8 protein-coding genes are annotated in these 14,146 nt (G+C 68.2%); 3 read left to right on the plus strand and 5 right to left on the minus strand.

Annotated features, from left to right (window positions below):
* Positions 1-77: 77 nt before the first annotated feature.
* The 5 genes from ACI2K4_RS21930 to ACI2K4_RS21950 all read right to left on the minus strand — a co-directional run bounded on the left by ACI2K4_RS21930 (position 78) and on the right by ACI2K4_RS21950 (position 4,138).
* Positions 78-698, minus strand: coding sequence for a GNAT family N-acetyltransferase (locus ACI2K4_RS21930; RefSeq protein WP_404513658.1), 621 nt, complete (start codon positions 696-698; stop codon positions 78-80).
* Between the two features lie 510 nt (positions 699-1,208).
* Positions 1,209-1,622, minus strand: coding sequence for a hypothetical protein (locus ACI2K4_RS21935; protein WP_404513660.1), 414 nt, complete (start codon positions 1,620-1,622; stop codon positions 1,209-1,211).
* Between the two features lie 179 nt (positions 1,623-1,801).
* The gene (locus ACI2K4_RS21940; protein WP_404514062.1) at positions 1,802-2,839 is read right to left on the minus strand and encodes an ABC transporter substrate-binding protein; all 1,038 of its coding nucleotides are present in this window, start codon (positions 2,837-2,839) and stop codon (positions 1,802-1,804) included.
* Between the two features lie 172 nt (positions 2,840-3,011).
* The gene (locus ACI2K4_RS21945; RefSeq protein WP_404513662.1) at positions 3,012-3,809 is read right to left on the minus strand and encodes a class I SAM-dependent methyltransferase; all 798 of its coding nucleotides are present in this window, start codon (positions 3,807-3,809) and stop codon (positions 3,012-3,014) included.
* A gap of 65 nt (positions 3,810-3,874) precedes the next feature.
* Positions 3,875-4,138 (minus strand): hypothetical protein, encoded by a 264-nt coding sequence (locus ACI2K4_RS21950; RefSeq protein WP_404514063.1) that lies wholly within the window; start codon positions 4,136-4,138, stop codon positions 3,875-3,877.
* Between the two features lie 1,081 nt (positions 4,139-5,219).
* Between ACI2K4_RS21950 and ACI2K4_RS21955 the strand changes: the two genes are divergently transcribed.
* The 3 genes from ACI2K4_RS21955 (at position 5,220) to ACI2K4_RS21965 (ending at position 14,144) form a co-directional block, all read left to right on the plus strand.
* Positions 5,220-6,200, plus strand: coding sequence for a TauD/TfdA dioxygenase family protein (locus tag ACI2K4_RS21955; protein ID WP_404513664.1), 981 nt, complete (start codon positions 5,220-5,222; stop codon positions 6,198-6,200).
* A gap of 181 nt (positions 6,201-6,381) precedes the next feature.
* Positions 6,382-7,116 (plus strand): DUF6875 domain-containing protein, encoded by a 735-nt coding sequence (locus ACI2K4_RS21960; RefSeq protein WP_404513666.1) that lies wholly within the window; start codon positions 6,382-6,384, stop codon positions 7,114-7,116.
* On the plus strand, positions 7,110-14,144 hold the full coding sequence (locus ACI2K4_RS21965; protein WP_404513668.1) for an amino acid adenylation domain-containing protein: 7,035 nt from the start codon (positions 7,110-7,112) through the stop codon (positions 14,142-14,144). Before ACI2K4_RS21960 ends, ACI2K4_RS21965 begins: the two co-directional genes overlap by 7 nt.
* The last annotated feature ends 2 nt before the right edge of the window (positions 14,145-14,146 follow it).

Genomic DNA, 14,146 nt, shown 5'->3' on the forward strand with positions numbered 1-14,146 from the left:
TGGCCGGGCGACGAGGGTGCCGGCCGCACGAAACCGGCCATCCCGTTGAGTTGTCCGTACCAGTTGGCCGTCTCGGGTCAGGTCGCCTGTGCGGGGCGGAAGTCTCGCCACATTGGGTAGAGCGATGCGCCGGTTGGCAGCTCGATAGGCACACCGTGATCCACGTATCCGAAACGGAGGTAGAGCGCACGGCTTCGGAAATTGGTGGCGACCAGGTACGATGGCATTTGCGCTACGTCCAGAATTTTGAGGCGGTCGCGCAGCAAGGTCGATCCGCGCCCTTTGCCTTGCGCCTGTGGCGCGACTCCCAAGTGTGTAAGGACGACGTGTCGGGACTGCGGTTCGCGGTTCTGCAACAGGAGTTCCAAAACGGTTGCGCGGCCCTTAAACCCGGGGTACAGCGAGGCACAGGGATCGTCCTTGAATGCACGTAGCGGCGATGCCGTCGACCAGTGCCAGACAGCCGCGCCACCGTGGTCCACGGTGCACCAAACGCTTCCGCGGCCGGGCAGTACGGCATCTTCGATCAGGTTGGTATAAAAACTCTTCAAGGCCGGCATGCGAAGGTCGCGGTCTGGAATCAGATACGCGTACTCCGAACTATCCGCCGAGGCCTCCACCAACGTTTCGACTATTGCCTCAATGTCCGCCGCCTCGACTCGGCGTATTCCGACAACCCTTGTCGTGAAGATTCTCATGGTCCCTCTCGTCAATGCTCGAAATCTTTCGTCTCAGCGCGCGCTACTAATCGATCAGCGCCAGCGCCAGCGCTAGGACGAGGACCACGGCTGCGGTGATGAATACGACCTGGGCTGCCCTCTCGATCAGGGGAACTTCGGCTCTCCACCAGGCGAAGGGGCCCGCCGTCGGAGGTACGGCCCGCGCTGTTCTCCGAAGGCGGAGGGGACGGGAGTCGGTCTTGCTGGTCCTGGTCATGACGCGGGTCGGTTCCTTGCTGGGGTCGGTTTCGGCCGGGGGGCGCGACTGCGGGGCCTCGTGCATGGGGGCACGGTGTGCGCCAATCGGCTTCGCCATGGGGAGGTGGCCCGAAAGGCGGGTCGTGGTGTCCGGCGATTCGATGGCAGCCGGCGGTGGCGCTGGCAGCCGTCGAACGGAGTAGCTGCGCGTGTTTGGCCCACGATGGGACGGTCCCTGGGCCTCAGGGAACCGGCTTGGACTCGTCGGGGTTGGCCTGAACCGAGACTGGATCATGGCCGTACCTGCCCACTCTGCGAAGGAATGAGCTGGGTTGCCGTTCCACTGCCCACGGTCGGGTCGGCAGGTCTACGAGGCGACGGAATGCGTGATGCAGACACGAGGCCGCGCCTGGCCGATTCCGGAGGGAGGGCGGCCTTTGGGATTAGGTGGATCTGCGGCTGACGCAGAGCCGCCGCGCGGACGATGAGTCGACGGCGTCCGGGGTCCGGCTGCCCGGGAGTCGCCTCGGGCCGCTCCGGGTCGGTGACAAGGACGTGGATCCACTCCAACCTCGTGATTTTGTCGAGGTCAGGACCGATCTGGGCGATGCGGACGGTCACCGGGGTGGTGCCGTCGAAATAGTCGGCGGCGGCGATCCGCACTACGTCGCCGGCTTGAGCCAGGGGAGTGCTGGGGCTGGTCACGGTGCGGACCGTCCTTTCCGTGCGAGCAAGAGGGTGGTGACGGATGGTGGCCGGCTGAGGAAGCGCGAGCCCGGGTGCGGTGGATGCGGGTGGGCACCTGCCGCCGCCCACAACGGGGGAAGTAGGCGGCGGCAGGTGGTATCAGGCCGGCGGTGGCCGCAGGACGCGGCTACTGCCGGTCACTTCGGGGTGGCTACTGGGCTGTTCAGGTCGAACGCCACGATCTGCTCGGGGGTAATGCCCGGTGCCACCTTGCCGACGCCTTGCAGCAGGGCGATCCCACGGGCGACTCGGGATGGGTCGAACGCCCCGACCATGTCCGGCCCGTTGGCCCTCACGTAGGAGATCATCAGGCGGGTTTCGGCGGCTGCGGTCGCTGCCGGGTACGCGGGCTGGTGGCGGTGGAAGATGGCGCCGGCCTCGTCGGGGTGGTCGATGGCGTACATCAGCCCTTTGACGGCGGCCTGCCGGAACCGGCGTACCAGGTCCGGGTTGGTGTCAACGGTCTTGGTGCTCGCGACGATGACGTTCCCGTACAGGTCGGACAGCACATCGCTGTAGGGCAGAACGACGGCCTTGCGGCCAGCACCGAATGCCTCGACACCGGGGGTGCCGATCACCGTCTCGGTGACCGCATCGAATTTGCCCGCGCCGAGCAGGGGCCGGAGCTGATCCGGCGATGTCTGCTGCCATCTGACCTTCTTCGCGTCGATGCCCACAGCCTTGGCGTACGCATCGAACAGGGTGTAGTTCACACCGCCGGGCTGGTAGCCGATCCGCCGACCTTCGAGGTCTTGCGGGCGGGTGATGCCCCTCCCTTCCAGCGTGGTGATGGAGGAGACGGACCGCTGGTAGACCGCGGCGACGGCCCGGAACCCGGACTCCTTGGCGTAAGCCATGAGCGCCCCGGACATGTCTACGGTCGCGAAGGTCGCCTTGCCCGACACGAGTACCGAGAGGTTGTTCTCGGTGCCCTGGCCCGGCCGGATCTCGACCTTCAGACCGGCCTCGGCGAAGTAGCCCTTCTCCTGGGCCACGTACATGTAGGCGTCCTGCCCGATGATGCCGAACCCGGGCAGGTAGGCGACCGTGACCGGCTCGCCCCCCTTGACCCCGCCGCGGATCACACCGGTCGCGTCGTCGCTGCTGCATCCAGTGCTGGCCAGCACCACGATGGTGGCGAACGCCGCCAGCACACGTCGACGAGCTTGTCTCATCACGTTGAATCGGTCCTTTCGGGCTTATTGACCGCGACCAGGGCGCGTAGGGTCCGCACACGACCGGTTGCGGATCGCGCGCCTAGCGAGTCGAGTCAGTCAGTTCTGGTCGGGTACAGGTGGCAATGCGGTCCAGAGGATCGCCGCTGCCCGGGTGCGGGCACGCCTACAACTACAGTTCCGGGCGGTAGCCGATGGTGGAGAAGCTCATGTTGCCGAGCAGGAGCGTGCCCCGGTTGGTCATGACGTCGGGCAGCGCGTCCAGATCCTCGGCCGTGGCGCCGACCGCGAGCAGCTTGTCCCGCAACTCGCGTGCCACCGCGACGGGCAGCATGCAGCCAGCCGTTCCACCTCGCCACGACTCGGCCCTGGTCGCAACGCTGACGTCTTCCAGCCCAGCGGTGGTCATCGCGTCGGCCGTTCGCCCGGCCCATGTGGGGTCGTTGCCAGCAGCCCGGAACACCTCCAGGAGCGCGGCCTGGTACCGGGCGTAGATGCCGGCCGCGTCAGGAACCGGTGAGGTCAGCACCCACCCGGACCAGTCGCCCCAGTCCTCGATCACCAGTGCGCCGCCCGGAATGAGTGCCTGTTCCATCTTCTTGACCACGGCCTCGCGGGTCGGCCAGTGCGCCAGCGCACATCGAGCGTGGATGAGGCCGAAGCCCGGACGCGGAGCTGGCTCCAGCTCGTCGTTTCGCGTCAGGATCGAAATCTGCGCGTGCGGATCGATGTGCTTGGGGTTCACATCGGTGGCGGTAACCCATGCTCCCTGCGCGGCGAGCCAGTGCGCGATGGTTCCCTTGCCCGCCGCCGCTACCCAGGCCGTCGTCCCTTTCGTGAGGCCGGCGGCCCGGAGACGGGTCTGGGTGAAGGGATCCCAGATCTTGGCCAGGTAGTCCAGCACCGAGCCTGCCGTCACCTCGTCGTTGTCCAACGCGTACGGCACCCCGTCGGTCTCGGTCGTGCTCACAGCCGTCCTCCCCTACTCTTCATCTCGGTGATCTCTCGAACAGGCCCTGATGGGCCGTTTCCTACTCATCCGCGTCGTTTGCGGGCGAGGGTCTGTTGCGGTGTGAGGGCTACGCGCCGGAGTCCTCCCGGCTGCACGAAGATCGAGCGACGCTCGACCGCGAGCAGTTCCTTGTTCAGGACGTACCCGTCCAGCCAGGCCCAGCCGTCGTAGGTCGGCCAGTCCAGCGCGCGGATCATCCGGAACAGCAGCGGCTGCACGAACTGAACCGACGCCTCCCGGCGGACCAGGAGCACCTCGCCGGCCCTCGGCACCTCAAGGCTGGGCATCATGTGCTCCACGCGAACCACGGCGCGGCGCTCGCCTCAGCGGCGATCAGGTCTGGTCGCGTTCGGCCTGGCCGACGGCGCGGCAGAAAAGTCGAGTGCTGAAAAACAGCGGAAGCGGTTTCTCGCCGGATACAGGGACCCGGGACATCACACGCAATGCACCGTCCCGTCGCACTCGACGTCACATGCTTGTCTAACACTTCCTGTGCAAGCACGATTTGATCCGCTGCACCACGATACGTAGCGGACGGGGCTGCTATGTCCACTAGGCGCCGCAATTCTGATGGGGCCACCCGGCCTGAGCGCGCCGCTGGGTAGACGTATTAGTGGCAGGCGTCATGGTTGTTGGGTTCCTTTGATCGGCGCGACTGCCCGCGGCCAGTGGGGTCGCGCGTGATCGCGCTTCGGACACCTGCGGATGTTCGCACCGTCGTTCGCTCCCGCATCTCTTGTGCGAACGGGTTGGCAGGCTCCCGTCCGGAGGGCGTCAATTCGAGGCTGAGGCCGGATAACTCCATGTCGTAGTGATCGCTTCGGGGTAGTTAAGTTCACGAGGCGGCATGTCGTGAATAGGTGTCGTCAACCGGCGACATTCGAGTGACAACAGACCGATCACGTTGCGCGAGGGCTCCCACGGCAGCCGAGATGCACCAGCAGGTTTCCGCACTTCTAGCAGGCGATCTGCAACCCCAGCCAAAGTCCCGCCGTACCTGCTACTCCAGCTCCCAGGGTCGCCCCGGCCGGAGCGTGCCTATGGGCCGCCCGGTGCTGGCCGCGACCGTCGGCCCTTTGCTCACTCGCTACGCCCCCTGTACCCCCGCGGCGGCAGGCCACTGTCCAACTGGACCCTCTACTGGATCACTGCCCGCGCCGGCTCGTGAATCCCGAGACCGCTGGCGGAGCTTGAACGAGATCGACTGTCACCGGAATGTCGCAGCCACCGGCTGGGTCTGGCCGACATCGGTGGCGACAGGTTGTGCTGACCGCATCCCGATGGATCGAGATTGGCCAGCCTCCGCCCACTGTCCGTCGCGGAAGGCGAGTCGTCCGTGCTACTCGGATTAGGAAGGAGTTCGACTCGATGCCTACGACCACGAGCGAAAGTCCCAACCCGAAGCCGCTCGATGTCCGCCGGGTCGCCGGCCACATCGGTGCTGAGGTAACCGGGGTGGACCTGGCCGGCCCACTGGATGACGCCACGGTGGTGAAGCTCCGCAAGGCAATGTTGGCCCACAAGGTGCTGTTCTTCCGAGACCAGAGGCTGACTCATGCCCAGCACGTCGACTTGGGTCAGCGGTTTGGGCAGCTCACGCGGCGTTCCCGCACCCAAAGCAACGCTGCGTTGGATAGCTATCCGCAGATCCTGACGATTTCGCCCCAGGTCGACGAGGAGCGGTACGGCCGGGACTACGAGGCTCACTACCGGACGCGGTGGGCAACGACGATCACGGGCTGGCATTCGGACATGACACATGCCGTCAACCCTCCGGCCGCCTCGATTCTGCGCGCGGAGGTGGCCCCGTCGGCGGGTGGGGACACTCAGTGGACGAACCTGGTCGCGGCCTACGAAGGGCTGTCGGTGCCGCTGCGTGCCTTCGTCGACTCCCTGCGGGCCGAGCACAGTTTCTTCGCCGGCTACCGAATGGTCGCTCACGACCCGATCGATCGGGAAATCATCGACATGATCGACGGCGACCCGCTGGTCGCCGTCCACCCGGTGGTTCGGGTCCATCCTGAAACCGGCGAGCGGGCGCTCTTCGTCAATCCGTCGCGCACGGGCAGAATCCTCGGGCTGTCGCCCGCCGAAAGCGGGCACATCCTCGACCTGCTGTTCGCGCAGATCACGAGGCCGGAGTACACGGTCCGCTTCCGCTGGGAGGAGGGGTCGGTGGCGATGTGGGACAACCGGTCGACGGCTCACATCGCGGCAACGGACCTGGAGCCGGGGACGAGGCGAACGCTGCACCGCGTGACGATCGTCGGGGACAAGCCGGTCGGCCCCGACGGCTTCGTCTCCGAGTTGGTCAGCGGGAGGCCGTTCGGTACCGAGCCCGGCGCCTAGACCTCGTCGTAGCGCCGAGGCGGCAGCAGCCCTGCACGCCGGTGGTTCTCGCCCCCACGCTCGGCACCCCAATCGAGCGATCCCCTGGGTGATCCGCCTCAGTACCCACGCGGCCACACAAGCCCGGTCCGCACTCCTCGTCCGTCCAGCAGTGCCGCCCAAGCGATCATGGAGGAAGACGATGGTAAGCCCACCAACCGGCATGGCGCAGGTGCCCCATGCCGTGGTTGAGCGCTATCCCTTCGAGAACGGGTCACTCACCGACATCAACAACGCGTCGGCGCTATTCCCGCAGTACCCCATGTACCGCTCCTGTCTGCGTTGGCTCGACGAGTTCGTGGCGGCTCCGCATCCCGATATCAAACGGCCGGGCGACGTGTGCACGAGGCTCAGATACGCCATGGACCGCAATCTCATCTGGCTCGTGACGATCCGTACCCACCGGTCGGACAGGGACGAGGCCGTGGAGAAGGGCCTGCACCTGCCGGCGCTGTTCCGCGAGATCTTCAATGAGCAGACGGACTTCCGTTCGGGAGCACTGCTGGCCATCTTTCCCGACGTTCAGCCGTCCGCGACGGCCGGCTTCATCGACGGCGGGCACCGGGTGTTGCGGATGGAGTTCGTGAGGCGAGGTCTCATGCTCGGCGAGTTCCATCCGTCCAGCACCGTCGCCAGCGTCCGTAACCCCAACCTCCACGTCATGCGCTCGCCCGCACCGATGTACGCCGTCAGGGCCATGACCCCACACGACCTGATGTTCCTTGATCGGCCGGAGACGCCACCAGCCGAACGGGTCCAGTACCTACGGCACTTCCTGGAGCACCTCGGGGAACAGGTCAACCCCACGCTCCACGCTCGGGTCACCCGCAGCATCGCCGATGCCGAAACCAGCACGACCGGGAGGATCCCATGCTGATCGACCTGGGCGGGCACCTCGGCAGCGCATGGCGGGCGATAGCAACGTCTCAGGCAGATCGTCCGGCGCTGCGGTACAAGGGCCGGACGACCACATACTCCGAGGTTGACGAGGCATCACGAGTGGTGGCCGCAGCACTGACGACGCCGCTCGCCGAGATGACCGGGCCGATGCCGCTGGTCGCCGTGGTGCTGGAGGCGTCGGTCGAGTTCGTCTGCACGGTGCTCGGCGTGGTGCGGTCCGGCGCTGCCTATCTGCCGCTCGACGTCGACATGCCCGACGACTACCTGCTCGATGTGCTGCGGCAGGCTCAGCCGGCCGTGGTGGTAACCACGCCGGACCGCGCCGCGCGGCTCGGCACCTCCGGTGCACTGGTCGTCACCTACGACACCCTGGCTTCCACGGACAGCTCCGAACCCGCCGACGCATCGCCGAGTGCGGATGATCCCGCGTACGTGATCTACACCTCCGGCTCGACTGGACGGCCGAAGGGCGTCGTGGTCAGCCACCGTGCGCTGCTGAACTCGACCGGGGCACGGACGCTGGCCTACGGGATCCCGGAGCGGGTGCCGCTGGTGCACTCCGTCGCGTTCGACCTGGCGTCCGGGGTGCTGTGGTGGACGTTGCTGTCGGGGGGCACGCTGGTGGTCGCTGACTCGCGGCTGCGCGACGTCGGAGCCACGCTGGCCCTGGTGCGAGACGAAGGCGTCACGCATCTGGTCTACGCGGCGTCGCTGTACGCCCCGTTCTTGCAGCGCGCCGCCGCTGCTCCGCCGACCGGGCTGGCTGCGGTGATGATCGGCAGTGAGCGGTGGAGTGAGGTTCTGATCGAGCGGCATGCCGAGTTGCTGCCCTCCGCGTCCTTGTACAACGAGTACGGGCCGACCGAGGCGTGCGTGTGGTCGAGCTACGCGCACGTGTACGACGGGCAGACCGGCCGGCGGGCGCCGTTGACGCTCGGTCGGCCGATCATCAACACCGGTTACCTCGTGCTGGACGACGCCGGCAATCCGGTCCGCTCGGGCGGTCGGGGCGAGTTGTGCATCACCGGCTCGAACCTCGCCCTGGGCTACCTGCATCAGCCCGAGTTGACCGCGCAGCGGTTTGTCCAGATCGACGGGCAGCGGGCCTACCGAACCGGTGACCTGGTCGAGGTGACCGACAGCGGTGAGTGCGTGTTCCTGGGCCGCATCGATCGGCAGGTCAAGGTGGGTGGTAACCGCGTCGAGGCCGGGCACGTCGAAACGGTCTTGATGTCCCATCCCGGGGTTGTCCAGGCGTACGTTCGCGCCGCCACGGTTGGACGCGGAGTCGTCCTCGTGGCGTACCTGGTCGCCGAGCCGGGCGGCGGCGACCGGGCGGGGTGGGACACCGCCGGTCTGGACGCCTACCTGAGTGAGCGGCTGCCTGCCTACATGAAACCCTCGGCGTACGTGGTGGTGGACGAATTGCCGCGCACTCCGTCCGGGAAGGTCGATGAGTCGCGCCTGCCGGAGCCGGCCGCGCCGGCCAGTGACTCGGCGGATGAGGTGGCGAGCCCGTTGGAGGAGGTACTGGCCGTCGAGGTGGCCGACATCCTCGGCCGTTCCGCAGTCGGCGTGCTGACGCCGTTGACGCAGGTAGGAGCGAACTCCCTGGCGTTCGTCCAGGTCGCGGCGGTGATCTCGCGCCGGTACGGCGTCGAGGTGCCGATCAGCGCGCTGTTCGAGGACCCCACCGTTCGGGCGATTGCGGCCCACATCCAGGTCGCGGTCCCCGGGAGTCGGCCACCGCTGGTCGCCGCGCCGCAATGCCACGGTCCGGCGCTCTTGAGCGCCCAGCAACAGCAGATCTGGGTGTTGCACCAGCTCGCACCGCGCAGCTTGGCCTACAACGCGCAGTGCTCCCTGCGGCTGACCGGCCCGTTGGACGTGCCGGCGCTGGAAGCGGCTCTGTCCTACATCGTGGCGCGGCACGAGATCCTGCGCACGACCTTCCACGACGGCCCGGACGGGCCGGTCCAGGTGATCCACGAGCCGTGGCCAGTCCGCGTCGATGTCGTCGACCTGACGCACGTCGGTGAGGCGCTGGGCGCCGCGGCTATGGCTGCCGAGGTGGATCGGCAGACCCGGCGCCGGTTCGATGTCGGCGCGCTGCCGCTGGTGCGCTGGCACCTGTACCGGTTGTCGCCGACGTCGTTCAGCCTGTTACAGGTCGAGCATCACTTCGTGCACGACGGCTGGTCGGCGGTGTTGTGGCTGCGGGAGATCCGGGACGTCTACCGTGCCGTTGTCGAGGGCAGGCAGCCCGACCTTGCGCCGCTGGCCGTGCAGTACCGGGACTACGCCCGCTGGTACCAGGAGTGGGCCACGACGGAGGACTTCGCGGAGCAGGGCCGGTTCTGGCAGCGCACGCTCGATGGCTGCCCGGCTCAGGGTGTGACGTTCCAACCGGATCATCCCCGGCCACAGCGGCGGGCCTTTCGCGGCGGCTGCCTGCGTGCCGAGATACCCGCGGCGACCGTCGCCGGCGTGGATGCCCTCTGCGCGTCGAATCGGGTTAGCCGGTTCGCGGTGTTCTTGACCGCATTCGCGTCCCTCGTGTGGCGGCACACCGGCGAGGACGACGTGGTTGTCGGCTCGGCGCTGTCCAACCGGCGCCTGCCGAACACGGCACCGATGATGGGCATGTTCGTCAACGCGCTGCCGCTGCGGCTGTCCATCGCTGGGGACCGGACCGTGTCGCAGGTGGTCGCGGACACGATGCAGACGATCTTGCAGGCGCAGGACCGCCAGGAGTTCCCGCTGGTCGAGATCGTCCGGCGGCTGGGGCTGCCGCGGGATGCATCCCGCAATCCGCTGTTCTCGCTGATGTTCGCCTTCCACGACAGCCCTCGACCCCGGTTCGAGGTCGGCGACCTGCGCGGTGAACTCGTCATCGAGCACAACGGGTCGGCAAAGAATGATCTCAATGTTGTGTGTGTGCCGCATCCGCCCGTGGCCGGGTCCGACCTGTCGCACGACGGGGTGCAGGTGCTGTGGGAATACGACGAGGATCTGTTCGATCGGGCCACCGGGCAGGCCCTGCTGACGAACTTCAGCCACGTTCTCGACGTGTTGATCGAGGGCTGGAATCAGCGGATTGACGCGCTGGACCTGCTCGGCGCCGATCAGACCGCCACCATTCTGCGCGCCGGGACCGGCCCGCAGGTCGCGGTGGTGCACCCCACGCTGCACGGCGGGGCCGACGCGAGTATCGCCCGACAGCCCGACGCCACGGCGGTGGTGCAGGGCGACCGGCAGGTCACATACCAGGGCCTCGACCAGCTCTCCGCGCACCTGGAGCAACAGCTCGTCCAACATGGGGTGGGCGTGGGGGCGATCGTGGCGATCGCCGTACCGAGATCGCCGGAGTTGGTCGCCGCGTGCCTGGCCGTCCTGCGCCGAGGCGGGGTGTACCTGTGCCTTGACGATCAACAGCCGCCCGCCCGCGTGGACCTGCTCGTCGCCGACGCCCAACCCGTCGCGCTGGTCTGCACGGCGGCCACGGCCGCCGGTCTACGGCGGCTCGACGTGCCTCTCATCGTGGTTGACCGGCCGGACGTCGGACACGTCTCGGCACCCGTCCGGCCGCAGGTCGAGTCCGTCTCGGCGGCGTACCTCGTCTACACCTCCGGCTCGACTGGCACCCCGAAAGCGGTCCTGGCCACCCATGGCAACGCCGCCGCCGCGATCCAGGCCCGCGCGGCGTTAGTCGGCGCTGCGGCACCGCGCACCCTGGTTACCCTGCCACCGATCTTCGACGTGGCCACCTCGGTAATCTTCTGGACCCTCACGCTCGGCGGCACGGTGGTGTTCCCGCCGGCCGAGGACGACACCCGCGACCCCGACGCGCTCCGGCACCTGGTCGAGCAGCACGCGGTCACCCACCTCAACGTGGTGCCCTCGTTCTACCGGCACCTCGTCGGCGGCCCCGTTGGGTGGGGGAGGTCGCTGCGTCTCGTCGCGGTCGGCGGCGAGCCCTGCCCGCGGGATCTGGTAATCGGGCACGCCACCCACCTGCCACATGCAGTCCTGCTCAACGAGTACGGACCCACCGAAACCACCGTCTTCAGCTCCGCGGCACGTCTGTATGACCCGCAGACGCAGTCGACCGTCAGCCGAGTCAGCGTCGGGCGCCCGGTCGCGAACGCGAGCATGTTCGTGCTCGACCCGCAGCGCAGGCTCGCACCCATCGGCGCCGCTGGCGAGCTACACATCGGCGGCGCTGGAGTGGCCGCCGGGTACCACCAGCGCCCCGGCCCGACGCTGGATCGGTTCGTGATCACCGAGGGCGGGCTGCTCGCCGGGACGCGGCTGTACCGTACCGGGGACCGGGCCCGGCTGAACCAGCGCGGCGAGTTCGAGATTCTTGGTCGCCTGGACGAACAGGTCAAGCTCCGCGGGTATCGCATCGAACTCGGGGAGGTACGCCGCTGCCTCACCCGACACCCGCAGGTTGACGACGCGTTCGTCCTCCTCCAGCAGCCCAGCGACGGGCCCGGCCGGCTGCTGGCCTACATCGCCTCCGACCAGCCGGCCGACCACCTGGTGACACAGCTGCGCGGCTGGGTCAACGACCGGCTGCCGAGCTACATGATGCCCGCCTCCTACACCGTGCTGCCCGAGCTTCCGCGGACCTCGACCGGAAAGGTCGATCCGAGCCGGCTCCCCGCACCCCACGAGCACGCCGAGACGGCACCACCCGGGCGGACAGCCACCGAACGGGAAGACCGGCTGATCACCCTCGTGCGGGACGTGCTCGGTACCTCGGCGAGCCCCGGCGACGACTTCTTCGCCCTCGGCGGCGACTCACTTCAGGCCATCCGTCTGGCCAACCGGGCCCGCACGCACGGCATGCACCTCACCGCCGCTCAGGTGCTCCAGGCCCGCACCGTCGAAGCCATGGCAGCGCTAATGGTCAGCACTGCGGGGGGCGCGACGGCGGTACGCCGACCGCCGGGAACGGGGATCGCCCTCACCCCGATCCAAGGCTGGTTTTTCGCCCAGCGGTTCGCCAACCCGCACCATTTCAACCAGGCCAGGCTCTACCAGATCGCTCCGGACACCCCGCAGCCGACGCTGCTGGAGGCTCTGGTCTGGACCATCGCACGCCACGACGCCTTCCGCACCCGGTTCCGCCGCGACGGCCACACCTGGCTGGCGTTCCTCGAAGACAACCCGGTACGGATCGAACAGCGGGTGCTGTCCGGTCCCGCCGAACAAGTCCTCCCGCAAGAACTCAACGAGCTGCAACGGTCCCTCAATATCGAGGACGGTCCGCTGTTCCGGATCGTGGTGTTCAGCAGGCCGGGCATCCCGCAGCGATGGTTGTACCTGGTAGCCCACCACCTGATCATCGACGCGGTGTCCTGGGCCATCCTCGGCGAGGACATCGAATCGGCGTGCCGGCGGCTGGCCCTCGGCGAACCGCTGCCCGACCAGCCCGCACCGGGTCTCCCCGAGCTGTCCCCGCCGGGTGCGCCCAGCGACACGGAACTCGGCTACTGGCGGGGCCTGCTCGACCAGCCCAAGCCCACCTTCGAAACCGGTCGGCTCGCCGAACCCGCACCGGTAGGACATCTGCGGCACACCGCCCGGAGGCTGACCCCGCACGCGACCCGTCACCTCCTTCGCGACGTGCCGCGCCTGTACTCCTCTACCACCGAGCCGATCCTGCTCGCCGCGCTCGCCCGAGCGCTCGCGCCGCTATCAGATCGGCCGGGTCTGTACACCTTCGTCGAAGGGCACGGTCGAGACGGCGATCCCCCAGCCGATGGCGTCGTCGGCTGGCTCACCAACCTGTACCCGATCCTGCTGTCGCCGCCGCAGGGCGACGGTCTGCTCGACTGGGCCGCCGCGTTCGGCCAACAGCTGGCGCACGTGCCCGTGGGCGGGGCCACGTTCGGGCGGGCCCGCTACCTCGAACCCGACAGCTCCTTGGGCACGCTGGTCAGCAAGCTCGACCTGCCGAAAGTCACCGTCAACTACCTCGGGCAGACGGCAACCGTCGACGGGCGTGCCGCGCTGCGTTCCTCCCCGCTCGATACGAGCCAGGCCATCAGTCCGGGCAACGTCCTGCCCACGCCGCTGCACGTCACCTTCGCGGTCGATCGAGGAACGCTTCAGGCACGGTTCAGCTACGACGAGGGCGTGTGGGCCGACGCCATCGAATCCGTCGCCGACCGTTTCGTCGCCTCCCTCGAACACACCGCCCGAGCCGTACCGCTGACCGACCGGTGGCACGAGGCCGCCGCCCAACCGCACTGGCTGGTACACCCGGTCGGCGGCTCCGTCGACTGGTACGCCCCGCTTGCCCGCGCGCTGGCGCCGGAGCAGAGCTGCTACGGCCTGCCGTACGACCGCGACGACAACGCCCCCGACATCCCCATGCTGGCGGCGGCATACCTCGACCGGATCCGCTCGGTGCAACCGGCCGGCCCATACCGGCTGACCGGATGGTCGTTCGGAGCCGTGATCGCCTACGAGATCGCCCGCCGGCTGGAGCAGGATGGCCAGAGCACACGGCTGACGCTGTTGGACCCCGTCGTGCCGTTCGACCGCACTGGTGACGCCGCCGCGCTGGTAGCGCAGGTGAGCAGACTCGCCCCTCACCTCGACCACGCGACGCTGGTGACCGCCGTCGACACGACCAGGAACCTGCCGCCGCTGGCGCGGGCTCAGGTGCTGGCCGAACAGCTCGGCCTGACCGGTCCAGAGCCGGAGCACGCGCTCGCCCAACAGCGGCTGGACATCATCGTGCGCAACCACGCCGCGCTGACCGCCTGGCGGCCGGAGGGATCAGTGCAGAACCTCCTGTTGATCCTGTCCGCCGAGACAGCTGCCCGCCAGATGGAGGACCTCGCCGACTGGCAGGACCTGGCCAGGATGTGCGTCGGCGTCGAAGTCGTGCCCGGTGACCACCAGACGATGCTCACCGGCCCCGGGCTCAAGGAGATCGAGGAGCACCTGCGCGCTCCGTTGCAGGATCCGCACGGCGAGGGGCGGTAGGC

It is taken from the genome of Micromonospora sp. NPDC050397 (assembly GCF_044901685.1).
GTDB lineage: Bacteria > Actinomycetota > Actinomycetes > Mycobacteriales > Micromonosporaceae > Micromonospora_G.